A 20,089-nucleotide genomic window follows, 5' to 3' on the forward strand; every position below is an offset into this window, starting at 1 on the left:
TCAACAAATCAACACAAAAAAAGTGAAGTAAAAAACTAAAAAAGATATTTTTTTCACTTTAAAGTAAATTATATTATCAATAAAGGTATTTTTTTCACTTTAATGAAAATAGAAGGATAATTTTAGTACAAAATCTTCCCAATTGGAAAAAACGTGAAGCAACGGATAATCCTTACTTTTCCTACTCAAGTCATGAAAGCCATATGAATTGCGGTTCTTTCAGTATATTTAGAATACTTTTCCTAGCAAAAAATACCATTTAAACCATAATACTCCTTCTTATATACTACCTTAACCGCAATAATTGAATTATTTTCCAGTACAAACCACTTTTCAACCACAATATTGAGCTTAATATACCATCTTAACCGTAATAATATTGATAGAAATAGGATTAAACGGAGTTTTAGTATATTAATGAAGGATTTTTCTAGTTCTTAAAACTTAATTTATCCTTTAGAATTAGCGGTTGAAAACTCATCTATACCATCTTAACCGCAGTTTTTAATAGTAAATACTATTTCAACCGTAATAATTAAGCCTAATATACCATCTTAACCGTAATTTTTACGGAGAAAGTTGTTCCAAATTGTTTTATTTATAATAAATACTGTTTTAACCGCTAATCAGTAACATATTATTTAGCTCAATAACTTTCCATTTAATTAATTCTATAAGCTATTTTTAATATAATCTTCCAATCCAAAAGGATATAATAAGATCTATTTATTTAGTTATTTTATATACTTATTATTTATAGGGTAACGTAACTAACTGAAAAACAGAATATAATATATCATTTAGATACTAAACTAACCGTAATTCGATACCAAATTAACCGTAGTATAGATATTTACTTAACCATAGGAATATACTTCCTTAACCGTATGACAAAATTGAATATCCCTATTTAACCGTAAAAAGTGGCTTTAAATACGTCTAAAACCATAATTTTTAATGCTAGAATATTCACTTAACCATAAAACATTGCGGAGTTTTCGTATAACTACTATTTATAACGCTAAAAGTAGGATTTCAGACCTCAAATAATCTTCATTCCTGAAAAATACATAAAGCGGATTATTCTTTTATTTATATCATCTTATTCTTTATATACATCATAAAGTATAGATAATCAGATTTTTACTGAGTTTCAAATACCAGCTTAACCGTAATAGGATATTCACTACACCGTATTATAAATACCATTTTAACCGCGCTTTATTCATACTTCAACCATAATATCCTATTATAGATACCATCTTAACCGCAATTTTGCTCTTTAAATATCATTTCAACCATAATTCAGGGTGAGAAACCAATATTTTCCGCACTATATATACTATTTCAACCGTAAAATGACTTTTATATACTGTTTTAACCGCAATGATTTTGTTATAAATACCATCTTAACCGTAATTTTTGATGATAATTGCGTTTTTTCCGTGATTTTAGCTTTATGGGAACTAATTTTACGTCTTATTCAGTATATATAGAATGTGCTTACTGCTTTAAGACCTGACTTCTAGAGCACTGTTTCAGCAAACGTCAATGTGGATAACTAATTGAAAATTGAATTTTAAATATATCATCTTAACCGCAATTTTGCCCTTTAAATACTATCTTAACCGTAATTGAAAATTATAAATACTAAATACACCGTAAAAAATGTTTGTTTTTCCAAATTTTGCTATAAATTAGACTTTTAAATATACTAAGTGCACCGTAATTTTTACGGAGCATGTTTGTGGTTTACTTCTGAAATACTAGAATTACCTCTTTTTGAGAATGGGTATGCTTGAGGCGTTCCAGTTTTAGAAAGTAGGCTTATTCTGATGAAGAATAATAGCATTTTTGCTAGTGCACTTATTTTTTTAAGGTTAATAATATCTATCTATGGATTTAATAAATAACATCACTACCCGTGCTGAATTGGTAAAAAGACCCAATCAGATTATAGAAGCAAATACCCAGCTTCCTATTCCTGGTTTAGCACAAAAGTTATTTATTTATACCAATACCTTCCATAACGAGGATTACTCTAAGCCCATCACTTTTAAGCTTTCGAGTTTTTACGGACGTTATGTAGGAGGACAGAACTTGAAGGACGTAGATAAAGCTTGTCAGCTTCTTAAATCGTCTATGATCATGTTCTATACGCCTATCGATAAAGATTCAGGTCTACCGGTCATTATTGGCAAAGACGGCGATGTGGGCCTTCTGAACAAGGGTTACCGTAAGGAGTATGTTTCTATTTTTGATAGAATCGTACTGGACAAGACAAAGGTGACTTTTGAATATTCAGACAACTTGTTGCCTTACCTGAATGCAAAGAGTAATTACACGACTTATATCTACGGAAATATCCGCCAGATGCGTTCCAAGTATGGACCTAAGCTTTACGATTTATTATCAAGAGGAATTGGATTCTACGAGAGTAGAAAAATAACAGTGGATGACTTCAGGTCTGTATTTGGTCTGGAAAAACATAAAACATATCAGTCGTATGGCCGATTGAAGCAGTCTGTGATTACGCCTTCTATCAAGGATATCAATAAGAATGCGGATATCGAAGTATCATTGAAAGAATATAAAAAGGGAAGAACTATCAAAGTATTGGAATTTTTCTTCTCTGGAAAAGTGGATCATCAGCAAAGAGAAAATGACTTTGCTTCTTCTATGGAGCTGTTGAATACTGAATTCAGCCAGGATGCCACTTTGAAAAATACATTTGATAATTTCATTCATCTCTACAGGTTAAACAATAACTGCTACAAAGATGTAGAAGCAAAGATTATTGATCCGGTAATGAATGAAAAGATTTTAGGGAAATGGCTTAGTGAGATTATCACTGAACATGCGGGTGGATCAAGAGAGAAATTTATCATTGGCGTACAGAACAACATGCTTTCTTACATCATGAATGGTAAAACTTCATTGAATATTGAAGCAACTCCAGCCACTGTTGAGTCATCGATCAAAGAAACGCCAGCTGAAGGAGCATTTGGTAATATTGAGATTGTAATCAATCAGGATGAGTTAAATCAGCCAGCAAAACAAGCTCCTACTTCTTATAAATTTGAACCTGTCAATATTCCTTGTCCTGAGTATGGCACTGACCAAGAACTATTCAAGGCACTTTCTACGAAATTGGCAAAGAAGTTAAACCACTTTGGTACGTATGATTTTTCTACCAAAAAATTCGGAGAGTGGCATCAAGTTTATTTGGATGAGTTGAATAACCAGCTTTTTGTATTTTATAAGGATATGAAATCGTTGGGAATTGGTAATTCGGTGATTCGTAAAGCTATTGAAGTGTTTGTCAATGATTTAGAGGAATATCAAGTAATGAAACCTTTGAAGAAGGAAATCAGAGACTTGAGAAATGCTGTTCAGAGAAATGAAATATTCCCTAACAAAGGCACTTTTGCAAAAATGATTAATGACTGGTAGTCTTAATCACCCATTTTAGGAGATAATTAACAAGATTAAGTTAATCTAAGATTTAATTTAATGTGTTACTTTGACCTTTATTAGAATTATATTAGGTTTGTAATTATACAATAATATAACTTCATAGACATGATCGGAGAAAATATCGTCAAACTTCGAAAAAAGAATAACATGCAACAGAAAGAATTAGCACAGCTGATTGATATTTCTGTTCAAGGCTTAATTAAATGGGAAAAGGGAAAAGTAGAAATCCCTTATTCTGGTCTATCCAAGATCGCCGACATTTTTAAAGTACCTTTAGACTATATTGTAAAAGGACCTCCAGCAAAAGTGGTTTCTTTGATCAACTCTAAAGGTGGTAATACAAAGTCGTCTTTACTGAGACAAATTACCATGGGAATTGTGATAGAGTGCCCAGAACTAAAGGTTTTGTGTATTGATACCGATCCTCAGCAAACGTTGGCGATGTACGCTGAAAATGGCAGGCATGAAAACATTGATGTTATCAGTTTTGATTCCAATACAATTGCCGTCTCTGAAAAATACAGAAAGCTGATTGAAGACAGTCAATACAGTTACGATTACATTTTAGTAGATACAGCAGGGTATGTAGCAGTGACAGATTTGCTGACCAGTATTATTGCTAACTCTGATGTGATTGTACCGATTACTCTAAATGAAACAGCATTAGGACCAACAATTTCGAGTATCAGTAATATTGCTGATGTAAGAGATTCATTGGACTTGCCAACCAAAATTATTGGTATTCGAAATAGAGTCAACAGAACGGTGAAGGAATCAAGAATGCCTTTTGAATTGGATGGCTATATGGGATTGAAATTATTGGATACTTTTATTCCTGATTCAATCCAATACCAAAGAGATACTAACTTCAGTAATACGAATATTACAAAAGAGGTGCGTTCATTAATTCATGAATTACTTCCTGTTTTAGAATAAAGTCTTGCTGTTTTACTCACTGTATTAGATCAAATATGAACTATGCTGAACCTAGATAAATTTAAGAAGAAAGAAGAAGAAAAATTAAAAGAAGGTAAAACTTCTCTTAGAGAGAAAGAGTCACAAGAAAAGTTGACGAATGTAGATTATAAATCTCCAGGTGCATTTCATATTGAACCTGAATACAGAGAACTGATTCGTAAGCAAACAGAAGACGAAGCCCGTAACTTTGAAGAATCAATCAAAGCAGAAGGGGTTCGTGAGCCTATTTTATATTGGACACATACACTTAGAGATAATACAGGCGCTAGGGTAGTTCATACTGTTGTAGATGGTCACCATCGCTGTGAGGCCGCAATCAAATTAGGATTAGAATACATTCCTTGTAAAGAGTTAAAGTTCAGTACGCACAATGACGTCCGTATTTGGATGTTGAGAAACCAATTAGGTAGACGTAATATTGGTGATGCTGAAAAGATACGTATTGCTCTTCAATTGACAGAGTTCTTAGGAATTGAGGCAAAGGAAAGAAAAAAACGTCAAGTTCAAGGATTCAACGCTACTGCTGAAAAGAAAGTAGAGACTACTCCGGTTGAAGTTTCAGAAGAGCAAAATGAGTTGGATGATCTGAAAAAATCATTGAATATTGATCCTAAAGGGAGAATCAACAGAGCAGAGGAAGCCGCTAAAATTGCGGGTGTGTCTACTAAGAATGTAACCAAAATGAAAAAGGTTATAGAAAAGGGACCTGCTGATATGTTGAATGCCGTGATGGACGGTTACCTTTCTATCCATAAAGCTTGGACTGAGTTAAGAGCAGTGGAACTGGAAGAAAAGAAAAAGAAAAGCAGAAAGACAAAACAAGTAGATAAGGATTTAACTCCAAAACAAGTTCAAGCTTTATTGAACGATGAAGCTTTAGTGGAGAAAGTAAGTAGAGTGGCACTCGCATTCAGATACCCTGATACATCTTTTGAAGAGCAAGATGTCAGTCCTTCACACCAACATTATAATGATTTTACAATTCGTTTTGTAGAAAATAATGAGGAGGTAAAGCAAAGTAAGTATGTTGATGTAATACAAGTTGTGAAGTTAAATGGTTCAGAACTTTTGCCTCTAGTAGTAGGTTATCAGATTTTCTCTACATTTGATGACCTTCAAAATTTAAACAGCCTAATTGATTTATCTGCATCTTGTCATAAATTTTATATTGTTGTAGATGATTCATTACTAGAAGAAGCAAAACGACAAGTTGAAAAACAAGACCTAAAAGTAGGAATTATTACTACTAATCCATCTCCTCTGATAGAAGTAGCTTTGGAAAGTCATTATATTGAATTGAATGAACATCAAGAATTACAAGTATTGAGAGAGGCTTTTTTCAGATCTTTGTAGTTTCGTGTTAGATTTTATTAGGTCACATATCCAAACAACAATGTATAGCATTTCGTATAAAAAGTATGTTGAATTTAAAATTACATACTTATGCTATCATCAGGATCTAATAAAAATGTAAAGAAGAAATTCAGAAAAGGGGTAACTTTAGGAGATTTAATTCGAATGGGAGTTACTCAAGAAGAGATCAAAAAAAGGTTAGGATTTAAAAAATTATATAGATAAAAAGTGGTTGAGAAACCACTTTTTTTCGTTTTTGGCAATTTTGCCAAAAACGGCAAATTACTTTTTTCCTTCAATGCCAATCGGAGTACAATCATAAGTAAGAGAGTAATTACATTGTAAAATATATTCATTTACTTTTAATCGATATTTCTACAAGCTTTTTATAATCTACTTCCAAGCTTCCTTCTTCTTCATTTTTGTCTTGAAACAAAAACGAAGCAAAAAAGTCAAGGCTTGGAAGTCAAAAGCTAAATTTCATTTCTATCGCCTAAATGATTTTAAACTCGCTACGCTCAAACAAGAAAATCATTTTTAACGGCTCAATACATGAAATTCTTAACGCTTTACCCTTCAAAGCCACAGGGGAGCACTACCCAATGAATAGAGTTGAAAGCCAACTGGCGTGAATGTTAAGCGGAAGCGAAGTGTCATTCGTGCCTATAGATCTTCAAAAAGATCCTAATTTCTAAATACAATAAATAGTGAGAAATTAATTTACAGAGTAGTAATTGTTATTATTGTGTAAGTTTACAGATAATAATAATGCTATTAGAAAACGATTTTGGTAAATTTGCCAAAAACGAAATTATTCTAATTTACCCTTTATGGAAACAGAAAAAAACTGTCCTTGTGGATCAGGGAAAGAATATAAAGACTGCTGTAAAATAGCTCATGATAATATTGAAAATGTAGTTACAGCAGAGCAATTAATGCGTTCTCGTTATACTGCTTTTACACTTGCCAATGGAGAGTATTTGCATAAAAGCCATCATTCGAAGACAAGACCAAAGTCAAGAGGAGAGAGAAGAGAAACAGTAAAATGGGCAAAATCTGTAGAGTGGAAAGGACTTGAAATTATTAATAAGCAACAAGGTTTGGAAGGAGATGATTTCGGTGTAGTAGAGTTTAAAGCCTTTTTTATGGAGAGAGGAAGACCTTCTGTAATTCATGAAAAGTCGACTTTTGAAAAAGAAAATGGGCATTGGGTTTATAAAGATGCATTATAAAAAAAGCTCTGAAGTTAATTTCAACTTCAGAGCTTTTTTATATTATGATTAACCTATGTTAGAGATCTTAGTCTATAATGATTTAAACATTCGGCTGGCATCAAATTCTTTTAAGTTAAAAAGAACAATTGTCCCTTTTCCATAAATATGATCAGATGGAACAAAACCCCAGAATCTTGAATCTAATGAATTATGTCGGTTATCACCCATCATAAAATAATAATCTTGTTGCACTGTATATTCTGTGACTTCCTTTCCATCAATGTAAATTTTGCCCTTTTCAAATGTAGCATTATTGTCTTCATACTTTAAAATAATAGGTAAATACAGCTGACGGTTTTGAGATGTCAGCTTTACAACATCTCCTTTTTTAGGCACTCTTGTCGCTGGGTAAAAATCCGCTTCTCTACTTACTATACTTTTTACTGCTTTGATATGTGGATCTTTTTTGATCACCTCCGCTTTCTTTTCAGAGATATGAACAATAAAATTTCGTTGTCCAGAAGGGTAAATTTTATCGTTGTTGTGATCGTAATGATACAGATCTAATTTCTCTAGTTTCTTTTTCGATAATCCATTTTCTGTAAATACTTCAAACTGATGTTGTGTTTCTACATCATCAAACATTAGTTGATTATTTATATAGACATCTGCATTCCTAACTTCAACTACATCTCCAGGAGTGGCAATACAACGTTTCAAATAGATGGTTTTTAAATCGACAGGTTTATCTTCTGGAGGATAAAAGAACCCTACAATATCTCCTTTTGTGACTTCTGAGAAACCAGGTAAACGATAAGTAGGAAGAGAAATCCAATCTAAACCATAACCATGGATAAGCGGTAACTGTAATGGAGTAGCGGGAGTAATAGCCCCGTAATTTAATTTTGAAATAATAATATGATCTCCGGCTTGTATAGTTGGTTCTAACGAACTTGTTGGAACCACGCTTCTCCAACCAATCAACCATGAGAAAAGTGAAACTAAGATGAGTACTTGAAAGAAATCCTTGACGGTACTTTTTCCTTCTTGCTGAATTTTCTTTGTGTTAATTTTCATTTTGATAATTTTGATTTGACACTTAATATAAAGTTTGTTTTAAGTTTAGTGAGGTCCTTTATTGTATCAATTACGAATATATATTTTGAAATTATTCTTACCAATTAATTATACGATTACTCAAAAACTAAGTTGAAATCAATGTCTTTTTTTCTTTTTTTTAAGTTGAAATCAAATATTGAAATACTATTTTTGTAGAGGTCATTTTACTTTTTTAATCTAATCTTTTTTCTTGTTATGGAGAATGAATTCATTTATATCGCATCCGCATTTTTAGTGCTTTTTTGCCTTACGATAATCTTATTACTTGTAAGTATAAAGAGAGGGAAAAAAATTAAAGAACAAGCAAGTCTATTGAAAAGAAGAGATGATTCAGTAGAGCGTTATAATGCACTTGAAAAAACATTAGAACAAACGAAGAAAGAGGCGCAGGATAACTATTTTGCTCTTGAAGAACGATTGAAAAATGTAGAGAGTGAACTTGACCACAAAGCCAACAACCTTATTCAGACAGCAGAAAAGTTACTAAAAGATCATACAGACTTTTTAGCATCTCAAGTAACGGCGAGTAATTATGTAGAGACCAAAAACAAATTAGAGGAAGTATTTGATTTTTGCTTAGCACATGACTACGAAAACCAAGAGGCACTAAAACAGGCTCAAAAATCCTTGCAACGAAAATTTGAAAATCTTGTAAGAAAGGATTTAGAACAGCAATCTCAAAATGAGTTGAAAGATAAAATGAGAGAGGAGCGTACTTTCCAAGAAAAAGTAAAAGGAGAACTGGAACGATTAGAACAGGAAAAGTTATCCTTACAGAGAGAATTGCACAATGCGATTCATGTAGCCAATGAGAAGCAAGCTCAACAATTACAATTCAAATTAGATAGAGTAGAAGAACACATTCAAAGAGCCTCTGATCAATCTTCTACTTCTACAACCTCGGGTTTTGTGTATATCTTATCCAACTATGGTTCTTTTGGAGAAGAAGTTTTTAAAATTGGTTTTACACAGTCAGAAAATCCACAAGCAGAGATTGATGCTTTAAGTGAAACTTTACCTTTCCCATTTGATATTCACGCCTTGATTAATGCTTCTAATGCAGAGCAATTATATCAAACGCTGAAAGAGAGACTACAGAAATATTCAGTCAATAAAGTTAATTTAGAAAAAGATTTCTTTGCTGTACCGCTAGATAAAATTGTGGAAATAGGAGAGGAGTTAGAAGGAAAGTTTGTTTACGAAAAAGAGCCTGAAGCATTAGAATATTTCCAGTCGATGGAAACATCAGTAGAAGATTTGGAATACTTGCTTCAAGTGAAACGTCAACAGCAAAATTCAGAGGAATAGAATTAGTCTTTTTGTTTTCTGCTTGGGTAGTTAATATTTCCTTTTCAGCTATACATTGTTATACTTTCTCTTTCGAGATTCGTAGGAATAAGTAATTACAGATAAATAATTACTTATGCTTAAATGAAAATGGATTTAACTACCACAGCAACAAAAACAATTACCCCGCCATCGTCAAACAGAATTGTATTTCTGGATTATCTGCGGGTGATCTCAATCACAATGGTTTTAATGGTGCATGCCATAGAAATCTTCTATCTTGCCGTAGACCATGTTTCCATCAAACCCGGAGACGATTTCTGGGTAGCTTTAATGAGTAGTCCAATGAGGGCTTGTGTGCCTCTTTTTGTGATGGCTTCCGGTTATCTATTAGTTCCAGTAAAAGATACCCCAAGTGTTTTTTATAAGAGAAGATTTACCAGAATCTTGTATCCCTTTATCTTCTGGTCTATACTTTACGCTGTTGTTCCTTATATTTTTGGAGCTGATACTTTTGAAGTAATGCAAAGAAAGATGACCACTTTACTTCACAACTTTAATTTAGAATCAGGACACCTTTGGTTTATCTACATGCTAGTAGGCGTTTATTTGTTCTTGCCTATTATTTCACCATGGTTAAAAACAGCATCAAAACGGTTTGTCGAATTTTATCTTGTGCTTTGGTTTATCACAAGTTTCCATCACTATGCAAAACTAGCTTTTCCAAATGGCGTTTATGGTGAAGTTTTCTGGAATGAATTTCATTCACTCTGGTATTTCTCAGGGCACTTAGGTTTTATTGTATTGGCCTTCTATTTTAGAAAGTTTGTAGACTTAGGAAAAACAAAAAGTAGAGTTCTAGGCTTGATCATTTTCCTTATTGGTTATGCGATTACCTTTACTGTTTTCAGAACAATGCTGGATCACACCAATGAAATTTATTTTGTTGAAATTCCTTTCCGTTTCTGCACACCAAATGTCATTTTGATGACAATTGGTTTATTCCTAATGATTCGAACTATTGACTTTCAAAATGAAAAAGTATACCGTGTAGTGAAGGAACTTTCAAGATTAAGTTACGGAGTATATCTATCTCATTTATTCTTTGTAGGAATTTCATGGACATTGATTGTACAACCTATGCACCTTTCTACGCCTGTTTCAATTCTATTGGTTACAGCGCTTACATGGTCAGCAAGTTATATTTTAGTGAAGCTGTTATCATACCTTCCTAAAAGTAAATATTTGATAGGATAAATTTTCCATTAGAGATGTTTCAAATATGCTTCTAGAAAACTTATCCTTTGGATAAAGAATTGGAGAAGCCTCTCGACATTCGAAATGTGATATTAATGCCGTTTAGATTTCGAAACCGAGAGACTTCTCCAATTTTCTTTTAACGAAGAATAGTTGATTCTTAGTTACCTTTTCAATTTTATAATACTATGCGTCACTTTTCCCCAAACTTTAATTTCTTTTTTAGAAATGGAGTAAGGGGTAGACCAATAGCCTTCGCTTGCCATTCTGAAAATTCTAAAATCGTTATTGATATAAGCGATAAATAAATCTCCAGATTTCAAATCTTCACCTTTGGCAACAACAAGAAAGTCTCCTGTTGCCAATCGCCATTCAGGAATATCCCTACTCATTTTACAGAAGAAAGTATTATACCCTCTTTCTATAAGGTCATCTGCAGAAATATCGTTTTCCGCAAAATCTTTTGCAGGACTTGGAAAACCGGTGGCTTCCAAATACTCCTCTTTAAACTTTTCTCCATCTCTCTCGAATTGCAGTTCTTCAATTTCTCCCATCTCTTTATCAATTTTCAATATAACAGTGCAATGACACTGTGGGTAATTTAAGTACGTCAATAAGGGAGATTTTCGTTTACATCTCAAATATAAATAATGATTAAAAAATAAACAATAAAATGTTTAAAAAATAAACTAAATGTAATTCAAAAAATGTGCTTTGTTTGTATTTATTTACCATAGTGATAGAATATCTAAACTTGTAGATCTATATTTGCCACTGAGCTATTAATAACATCTCTCATCAATCAACTTTTATAATACAAACAGCCACTAATAATTATGAAGAATTTTATTTTAATCGGAAGTATCTTGTGTCTCTTATTTTCATCTTGCGAAACGACAGAAGAAATGGACCCAGAAGAATATTTAGGAACTTGGTCGATGACAAGTTTTGTGAACACTGGCTGTAGATCTGAAGCCGATAATGGAGAAGATGAAAGATGGGAAAGCCGTTCATGGACTTTTAATTCAGATGGAACAGGGGAGTTAGTAAGCTTGGAATATGGAGCTCCTGAGGCTTATAAATATGAGTTTACTTATAGAATTGTCGGAGGTGAATTATATACCACTGAGGTGGATGATACAAACGAATACTCAGAAGGTACTATTGAGGTGGAGGACGACCAACTTATAACAGTATATGATAATATTATTACAGGTTGCACAGAAACGATTACTTATATCAAACAATAGTTTATGTGACAATTAGGACTAACCTTCTCTATCAATTGTGTAGAGAAGGTTTTTTTGTGTGAAGACGATTCTAACTTGTTTTAGCGATTTTAAATACATTAATAATAATAATCTATCGTTGAAAGCAGAAAAGTTCAGTAGAGGGTGCTTATATAGCTTTCTGAAGGGTTCTAGAGTATTATTATGCTATATGCTTCAAAACTTTGCATTTTCTCTTCAATATAAAAGCTGAAAAAGGAAAAAGTTGAATCGAAATATTGAGATAAATAAGGAAAACCTCTTGCTCAAATTTCATTTATTAATTAAACACCTGCATTTATCAATCGCTTTTGTAAAGTAAGACAGCACGCTTCACCTTTGCATCATCAAACAAGTTTCTCAACTAAATAATAAGAAGTGAAAAAATACATCGCCTTATTTTTTATTTCATTAATATACATTTCAGTACAAGCAAAAGAAAACCCAATACAAGGTCGTATACCTTCTGAAAACTTGACATTTTTGATGTATTATAACGCAGCTCATATTGCTAAGCATCAAAATATAGAGAAAGAACTTTCTCAAAAAATCCAAGAAGCACATCAATATATAGATGATGTAATGGTGTATACACACAGTGTAGATACCTTTCATGTGATGTTGACGGTGAGGTTTAACTTGAGAGAAGAAATTGCTCCTCAAAAGATAAAAGATTGGGTACTAGAATCGGGTTTGACAATTACGAAAGAAGAGGGGCCGTTTATTAATTTGGAACAAAAAAAAGATGATAAAGGGCGACAATCTCGCTTTGGTTTTTTACATCAAGGAGAAGATTTCTGGACTTTTAAACTCTTGTACAAGCAAGGATTTATCAATGCAGAATACAATGCTTTAAGTGAGAAAAAAATTGAAAAAATCTATACAGAGGAGATCTCTTACACTGAATTTATAAATTACACAGATTCCTTGTATCAGTTGGACCTTCCCAAGGTTAAACCTTTTGTAGATACAGTACTCGAGAAAGAAAAACAAGATATTCTTCAATCCCAAAAGCTTAAAAAGGGTGTAGAATTCCCTCAAGAGCTTAATCACTTGCCAGTGGTTACCTATTTCAATGATCAGACATTTATACAAATAGCAGCCATTTTAGGCTATAATGAGAGCCTATTGGACATATTCTTTAAAAATAAAGCCAAAGAACATCTTGAAATCTTCGAACCGTTTAATCAAGCAGGGAAAGGAGAAGAGATATGGTATGGTGTAGATGTAAATGAAAAAGAAATCAATATTACAAGTTTAACCTCTCAAAAAACGCCAAGCAAGATAGTCAAAATAGATCATGATATTCTGCAGTATTTTCCAAGTGATGCAACAAGCTGGATGATTTATGGTTTTGATGTAGAGTGGTTGCGTAGAAAATTAATCCAGCATTTAGATTTAAAACCAAGAAGGAAAGATGGTGAGTTGAAGCTAAAGGTTTTGACATTGGATGATGATTTTCTGAAGGTATTTCAAACGGGTTTTTTAGCAGTGAGTAAAGGAAATAAAACGTCATCGAGTAGCTTAAACTTTAAAGTGGCTTTCAAAATGCCAAATGCGGAGAAAGGAAGGTTGTTGCTTCAGACTTTCAGTTATGAGATGGATTATTTGAGAAAAATAAATGACAATACTTACTTCGTTATACACAATAAGTTTGATGATGAGCCCACTTACCTTGTAATAGAGGATGATATTTGGATCTTTGGTGTAGGATCTCCAGAAACATTAAGGCAAAAGAATAAAAACGTTTTACAGCAACATCCAGAATTGTCAAATAGTAAAACGAATATGATTATGGATGTTGATGATCAGACATTTGGTGGGAGTAGTGTTTTCGAAAGAATTTACAGTACATCAGAACACCTTTCAAAGAAGAAATTAAGCACAAAAACTATTATAAAGATAAAAGAAAGACCCAACTAACTGATAGTTCCAACAATACAATGGTTAATACACTTGCCAAAAACTAACTAACGTACATAACATAACCTTCTATAAGTTAACAATCAAGCTACTAAGCCACCCTTTAGAGGAATTGGGGTGGCTTTTTTATTTATAAGAGCCTCATAACACAATACCAACCTTCCTATATTAAATCGTTTTGAGGATTACAATTAAAACTTCTTTCGGATTGTAAGTTGCTTCGTTATTATGCAAAGATGAAAATGAAGAAGAAGTTAAGTCCTTGAAAGCAATGTTATAGCCTTGTTTTGCATAAAACGACAATTCTTAAAATTAGTAAAAGCAACGGGTTTCAGAAATATTGTATTTAATGTTAATGGAATGTATATGTTAAAAATGGGTGTGTTTTTAATGAAATTTTGCTTTTCACAAGAAGCTGTTATCAAAGTTGTCGTTTATTATGTTACATTTGGTTATATCACTGTAAAACAGTTGTTATTAATGTTATCAATCTGTGCAAAAGTGTGTTTTTTAGTGGCTTTAAAAGCTTGTTATTTACACATTTTTCCCCTTTTTTTTCAAAAATTATTTTTTACCACATACATTTGAATTGTCACTGAGACGCTTTATACAAAACATAATTCTATTCATTTTATTAAAGTATTTTTTTAATCTGAAGTAATTGAAATGAAATACATTCTATACATACTATTAACAAGCTTATCAGCGAGTATATTCGCACAGAAAGCAGACAGACCTAATATTATTTTTATAATGTCTGATGACCACGCATTACAAGCGGTGAGTGCATACGGACATGAAGTTTCAAAAATTGCCCCTACTCCTAACATTGATCGCATAGCCAATGAAGGCATTAAATTCGATCAGAGTTTTGTAACCAATTCTTTATGTGGCCCTTCGAGAGCTACAATGTTGACAGGAAAGTACAGTCATAAGAATGGTTTTAGAGCCAATACAGATAAGTTTGATTCTTCTCAACAGACATGGATTAGCTTATTGCATGATGCGGGATATACAACAGGAGTAATTGGAAAGTGGCATTTAAAGAGTACACCGAAGGGTTTTGATCACTGGAATATCTTAAACGATCAAGGAGAGTACTACAATCCTGATTTTATTTCAAATGGCGATACGACCTATGTAGAAGGGTATACAACGGATTTGGTGACGGATTATTCTTTAGATTGGATCAAAGAACAGAAAGATACAGATAAACCCTTTGCTTTATTAATTCATCATAAAGCACCACACAGAAACTGGATGCCACCAATTCGTTATGCAAATGAATTTGATAATGTGGAGTTTCCAGTGCCAGACAATTACTTTGATGATTACGAAGGACGTCAAGCGGCAGCAAAGCAGGAAATGGTAGTTTATAAAGATGCTCAAGAAGGACATGACTTGAAAATGTCAGTGGCAGTGGGATCAGACGAGTGGAGAAAAGACATCTGGCCTCATCTATTCGATAGGTTAACCGATGTACAGAAAGAGGCTTGGTTTAAGGCATACCGTGCTAAAAATGATAAAATGAATGCTGCTCAAATGACGAAAAAAGAGATGGCATTGTGGAAATACCAAAGATATTTACAAGACTATTGTGCGACTGTAAAAGCGGTCGACGAGAATGTCGGTCGCGTGTTAGACTACTTAGATGAACAAGGTTTGACGGAGAATACCATCGTAGTGTATACTTCTGATCAAGGATTTTACTTAGGTGAACACGGTTGGTTCGATAAGCGATTTATGTATGAGGAGTCGTTTAAAACGCCATTAGTGATGCGTTATCCAAAAGCAATTAAGGCGGGAAATACGGCTCAGGCAATGGTACAGAATATTGATTACGGACCAACCTTCCTTGACTATGCAGGCGTTACAATTCCTGAAGATATGCAAGGGAAATCGTTGAAAACAGTGGCTGAGAAGGGGAAAACTCCGAAGGACTGGAGAAAATCAGTGTACTATCACTATTACGAATACCCTGGTTTCCATATGGTGAAAAGACAGTACGGCGTGAGAACGGACAGATATAAATTGATCCACTTCTATAATAATATCGACACTTACGAATTTTATGATCTAAAGAAAGATCCTTCTGAAATGAATAACCTGATTGATGCTCCTGAGTATCAAGATGAAATAGCGTCATTGAGAGAAGAATTGGCTCGTTTGATGAAAGAAGCTGAGGAACCGCCTTATGAGTCGTGGAAGAATACGGATTACCGTAAAGAAGCTAGAATGAGGAGGTTGAAGGAGAAGAAAATGAAGGCACAATCAAAAACAAAATAATTCAATAACATCACATTCACTATCTATATGTTTTTATCCTATTTTGCTATACTAATAACACTGTTTACTTCTTTTGGTGAGCCTGTCACTGATAAGAAAAAGAAGCTGGCAGATGAAGAAAAACGTTTTGAAGAAGACGTAAGAATCTTTAATGAAACACATGAGGCTACCTTCCGCTATTTTTGGGAATGGGCTCATCCTGTATCGGGATTGACACCGAGAAGGTCATTGAAAAACAAGCGTTACGATATCGGTATTGGAGCTTCGGGCTTTGGTATTCAGGCAATTATCGTTGGGGCTCACAGAGGTTGGGTGACAAGAGAAGAAGTGGTGGATCACCTTTTGAAAGTGACGGATTTCTTAGAAAATAAAGCCGTTAGGTACCATGGCGTATTTCCTCATTTGATTCATGGGGAAACGGGACAGTTGATCAAATTTGCTGGTCAAGATGGTGCTGATATTCAAGAGACTTCCAACATGATGATGGGCCTTTTGGTAGCAAGAGCTTATTTTGATAAAAATACACCAAAGGAGAAGCAGTTAAGAGAAAATATTACAAAACTTTGGGAAGCGGTAGACTATACCGTACATGAATACCAAGACGGTTTATGGTGGAATCACTCTGATAATCAGGAAGAAAATAACGGTTTGAAGCTATTGATGAAAGGCTACAATGAGGCAATGACGAGTTATGCTCTTGCTTTAGGACACCCTAAACATGCCATCAAAAAGTCTTCGTATCAAGCGTATGTCAACGGAAAGAATTTTGTCAATGGTAGAAAATACTTCGGTTATACATTGGATTTAGGAAAGCCAAAAGGTGGACCGTTGTACTTGGCACAGACGCCTTTTGTGACGATGGATCCTAGAGATATGCAAGATCAATACACATTTTATTGGACAAGAAGCATCGCTCATTCATTGATCAATTGGACGTATTGTTTCAAGTTTGCTCCAGAGGAATACGGTTACTCTCAAGAAGATTGGGGATTGACGGCTTCACAAATTCCAGGAGGTTATAATAACAGAGCAGGACCTTCCAAAGACAAAGGTGTGATTGCGCCATCGGGTGCTTTAGGCGTATTTCCTTATGTGCCGTATCAGTCCATGATGGCATTGAGAAACTTCTATGAAAATCATAAAGAAGGACTTTGGGACAAGTATGGGTTCAAAGATGCGTATTCCATAAAAGATAATTGGTATTCAGATCGTTACTTAGGTTTGGATCAAGGTAGAACGGTCATTATGATGGAAAACTACCGCAGTGGTTTGTTTTGGGAATTATCAAAGAAGATTCCTGAATTACAAGTCGCAAAAGAAAAGATGGAGATTCATTCTCCAGACCACAAAACAGGATTTCCACTAGCAGTAAAAGAGAATATATCACAAAGAGTACAATTAATTCGACATCCTGAATTGAAAGCTTATCATCTGGATTATTTCTTAGAAAATAAAGGAAAAGTAAGCTTTGAATTTGAAACTTTAAATGGTGTAGTGACTACTTTATTTCCCTCTAAATCTAAATCAAAAGGAATGCATCAATTGGTCTTTAATAAAGGGCAGTTCCTTTCGGGCACTAAGGGAAAAATCATTATGAAAATTGACGGTAAACTAACAAACGAACTAGCAGTACAACTTTATTAATGGTAACAGCATGAGAAAATTATTAATTACAGTAGTAGGCTTATTGATTAGTCAGGTGATGTGTGCACAAGACTATTCGAAACAAGTGGAGAAATTGCTGAAGAAAATGACCCTCGAAGAGAAAGTAGGGCAAATGACGCAGTTTACTTCTTCCAGCGATGTAACGGGTCCGACATTGAGAGACAATGTGGAGAAAGATGTAAAGGCCGGACATGTAGGTTCTTTGTTTAATGCCGTTTCTGCGGAGTATACAAGGGAATTACAGCAGATGGCCGTAGAGGAAACACGTTTGGGGATTCCGTTATTGTTTGGTTATGATGTGATTCATGGCTTTAAAACGATCTTCCCGATTCCGTTGGCTGAAGCAAGTTCGTTTGACTTGGAGATGATCAAAGGAGCGGCGAGAGTAGCGGCAGAAGAAGCATCAGCGGCAGGTATTCATTGGACGTTTGCTCCTATGGTGGACGTGAGTAGAGATCCACGTTGGGGTAGAGTGATGGAAGGTGCCGGCGAAGACACGTATTACAACAGTGTGGTGGCTAAAGCAAGAGTAGAAGGTTTTCAAGGAGATGATTTATCGGCAACCAATACGGTTTTGGCTTGTGCAAAGCACTTCTTAGCTTACGGAGCGGCACAAGGTGGTCGTGATTATCATACAGTTGATATGTCGATGCAGACATTACATGACGTTTACTTACCGCCTTTCAAAGCGTGTGTAGACGCAGGTGTAGAGACTTTTATGACGTCATTCAATGAAATCAATGGAACACCAAGTACTGCCAATCCTTATTTATTCAAAGAAATATTGAGAAATCAATGGGACTTTAAAGGAATGGTAGTGACGGATTACACAGCTATCAATGAATTAATTCCTCATGGTATCGCTGATAATTTACAATCAGCAGGTGAGTTGGCGGTCAATGCAGGTATTGATATGGATATGGAAGGTGCAGTTTTCTTAAATACTTTAGTAAAAGCAGTCAAAGAGCATAAAGTATCAGAAGAAACGATTGATGAAGCGTTAAGAAGAATCTTAACGGTGAAGTTCAAATTGGGCTTATTTGATGATCCTTACAAATACTGTAATGCAGAAAGAGAGGAGAAAGTAACGCTTTCAGGAGATTTTAAGCACAAAGCAAGGTTAGCGGCACAACGTTCTATCGTTTTATTGAAAAATGAAAATCAAACACTTCCGATAACATTAAGTAATACGAAAAAAATCGCTTTGATTGGTCCATTGGCCAAAAGTAGAAAAGATGTATTGGGAGGATGGAAAGCAAAGGGTTCTCCTAAGAATGCTCAATCACTTTTTGAAGGCATGAAACACGCTACAGCTGGCAAGGCGGAGTTACTTTATGCGAAAGGCTGTAAGTTAAGTGGTGAAGATAAATCAGGGTTTGAGGAAGCATTGGAAGTTGCAAAAAAAGCAGATGTAATTGTATTGGCAATTGGGGAGTCAAGAGTGATTTCTGGTGAAGCGAAAAGTAGATCTGACATTTCAGTACCGGGTGTACAGACGGACTTGTTAGCACATTTAAAGCAAGCCGGAAAACCTATCGTAGTAGTCTTGATGAATGGTAGACCGCTGACTTTAGAAAGAGAAGACGAACTAGCGGATGCATTACTAGAAACGTGGCACTTGGGTACAATGGCAGGACCGGCTATTGCAGATGTGATTTTCGGTGGTTACAACCCTTCTGGAAAACTGCCAATGACTTTCCCAAGAAATGTAGGTCAAATTCCAATTTTCTATAATGTGAAAAACACTGGTCGACCTTTCAATCCAGAAAAACCTTCAGGTTATAAATCTACTTACTTGGACGTACCCAACACTCCGCTTTATGCTTTTGGATACGGTTTGAGTTACACAAAATTCGAGTATTCTGAAATCAAAATGTCTTCAAAATCAACAGATAATGAAATTACTGCTTCTGTTGAAGTGAAAAATATTGGAGACTACGACGGAGAGGAAGTAGTGCAGTTATATGTGCAAGATGTGGTCGGAAGATCGACAAGACCATTGAAAGAACTGAAGGGTTTTGAGAAGATTTTCTTGAAGCAAGGAGAGACTAAAACAGTCACTTTCAACATCAAAAAAGAAGACTTGACCTACTTCCGTTGGGATATGAGCGAAGGGGTGGAAGCTGGAGATTTCAATGTCTATATCGGCACAAGTTCTGATCATGTGAAAAGGGCTTCATTTACATTGACAAAGGGATTTGAAGTAGGAAAAGGTAATCCGGTCAAATCAAAATAAAGGAACACTGTTTCAAGTGTTAAGCG

At 34.4% G+C, this 20,089-nt stretch carries 14 protein-coding genes; 12 read left to right on the top strand and 2 right to left on the bottom strand.

Features of this window, described 5'->3' with window-relative positions; genetic code table 11:
- Positions 1-1,896 precede the first annotated feature (1,896 nt).
- From AVL50_RS30585 to AVL50_RS30600, 5 genes are all read left to right on the top strand, one after another.
- The gene (locus AVL50_RS30585) at positions 1,897-3,453 is read left to right on the top strand and encodes a replication initiation protein (protein WP_062621540.1); all 1,557 of its coding nucleotides are present in this window, start codon (positions 1,897-1,899) and stop codon (positions 3,451-3,453) included.
- Between the two features lie 129 nt (positions 3,454-3,582).
- Positions 3,583-4,413 carry a helix-turn-helix domain-containing protein gene (locus tag AVL50_RS30590; protein ID WP_062621542.1) on the top strand — a complete coding sequence of 277 codons (831 nt, stop codon included), beginning with the start codon at positions 3,583-3,585 and terminating at the stop codon, positions 4,411-4,413.
- A 42-nt stretch (positions 4,414-4,455) separates the two neighbouring features.
- A complete protein-coding gene (locus tag AVL50_RS30595; protein WP_062621544.1) occupies positions 4,456-5,808 on the top strand; it encodes a ParB N-terminal domain-containing protein in 1,353 nt (450 codons plus the stop codon).
- A gap of 90 nt (positions 5,809-5,898) precedes the next feature.
- Entirely contained in the window at positions 5,899-6,033 is a 135-nt protein-coding gene (locus AVL50_RS33765) for a hypothetical protein (RefSeq protein ID WP_256366145.1), read from the top strand.
- A 605-nt stretch (positions 6,034-6,638) separates the two neighbouring features.
- Complete coding sequence (locus AVL50_RS30600) at positions 6,639-7,040, top strand: YchJ family protein (protein ID WP_062621545.1); 402 nt, start codon at positions 6,639-6,641, stop codon at positions 7,038-7,040.
- A gap of 72 nt (positions 7,041-7,112) precedes the next feature.
- On the opposite strand, the gene lepB is transcribed toward AVL50_RS30600, so the two are convergent.
- Complete coding sequence (gene lepB / locus AVL50_RS30605; RefSeq protein WP_062621547.1) at positions 7,113-8,099, bottom strand: signal peptidase I; 987 nt, start codon at positions 8,097-8,099, stop codon at positions 7,113-7,115.
- A 354-nt stretch (positions 8,100-8,453) separates the two neighbouring features.
- Between lepB and AVL50_RS30610 the strand changes: the two genes are divergently transcribed.
- Positions 8,454-9,449, top strand: a complete 996-nt coding sequence (locus AVL50_RS30610; protein WP_172826954.1) for a GIY-YIG nuclease family protein — start codon at positions 8,454-8,456, stop codon at positions 9,447-9,449.
- A 129-nt stretch (positions 9,450-9,578) separates the two neighbouring features.
- Positions 9,579-10,685, top strand: coding sequence for an acyltransferase (locus AVL50_RS30615; protein ID WP_063851026.1), 1,107 nt, complete (start codon positions 9,579-9,581; stop codon positions 10,683-10,685).
- A gap of 164 nt (positions 10,686-10,849) precedes the next feature.
- Here the strand turns inward: AVL50_RS30615 and AVL50_RS30620 are convergent, their stop codons facing one another.
- Positions 10,850-11,239 carry a LexA family transcriptional regulator gene (locus tag AVL50_RS30620; RefSeq protein ID WP_062621552.1) on the bottom strand — a complete coding sequence of 130 codons (390 nt, stop codon included), beginning with the start codon at positions 11,237-11,239 and terminating at the stop codon, positions 10,850-10,852.
- Positions 11,240-11,521: 282 nt separating this feature from the next.
- Between AVL50_RS30620 and AVL50_RS30625 the strand changes: the two genes are divergently transcribed.
- The 5 genes from AVL50_RS30625 to bglX all read left to right on the top strand — a co-directional run bounded on the left by AVL50_RS30625 (position 11,522) and on the right by bglX (position 20,063).
- Positions 11,522-11,935 carry a hypothetical protein gene (locus AVL50_RS30625; protein ID WP_062621554.1) on the top strand — a complete coding sequence of 138 codons (414 nt, stop codon included), beginning with the start codon at positions 11,522-11,524 and terminating at the stop codon, positions 11,933-11,935.
- Positions 11,936-12,331: 396 nt separating this feature from the next.
- Positions 12,332-13,876, top strand: coding sequence for a hypothetical protein (locus AVL50_RS30630; RefSeq protein ID WP_157491712.1), 1,545 nt, complete (start codon positions 12,332-12,334; stop codon positions 13,874-13,876).
- A gap of 666 nt (positions 13,877-14,542) precedes the next feature.
- Positions 14,543-16,162, top strand: a complete 1,620-nt coding sequence (locus tag AVL50_RS30640) for a sulfatase (RefSeq protein WP_062621560.1) — start codon at positions 14,543-14,545, stop codon at positions 16,160-16,162.
- 27 nt (positions 16,163-16,189) lie between these two features.
- The gene (locus AVL50_RS30645) at positions 16,190-17,806 is read left to right on the top strand and encodes a glucoamylase family protein (protein WP_062621562.1); all 1,617 of its coding nucleotides are present in this window, start codon (positions 16,190-16,192) and stop codon (positions 17,804-17,806) included.
- A 10-nt stretch (positions 17,807-17,816) separates the two neighbouring features.
- Positions 17,817-20,063: a beta-glucosidase BglX gene (gene bglX, locus AVL50_RS30650; RefSeq protein ID WP_062621564.1), complete on the top strand. Its 2,247-nt coding sequence runs from the start codon at positions 17,817-17,819 to the stop codon at positions 20,061-20,063.
- Positions 20,064-20,089: the final 26 nt, after the last annotated feature.

Source organism: Flammeovirga sp. SJP92 (assembly GCF_001583495.1).
Classification (GTDB): domain Bacteria; phylum Bacteroidota; class Bacteroidia; order Cytophagales; family Flammeovirgaceae; genus Flammeovirga.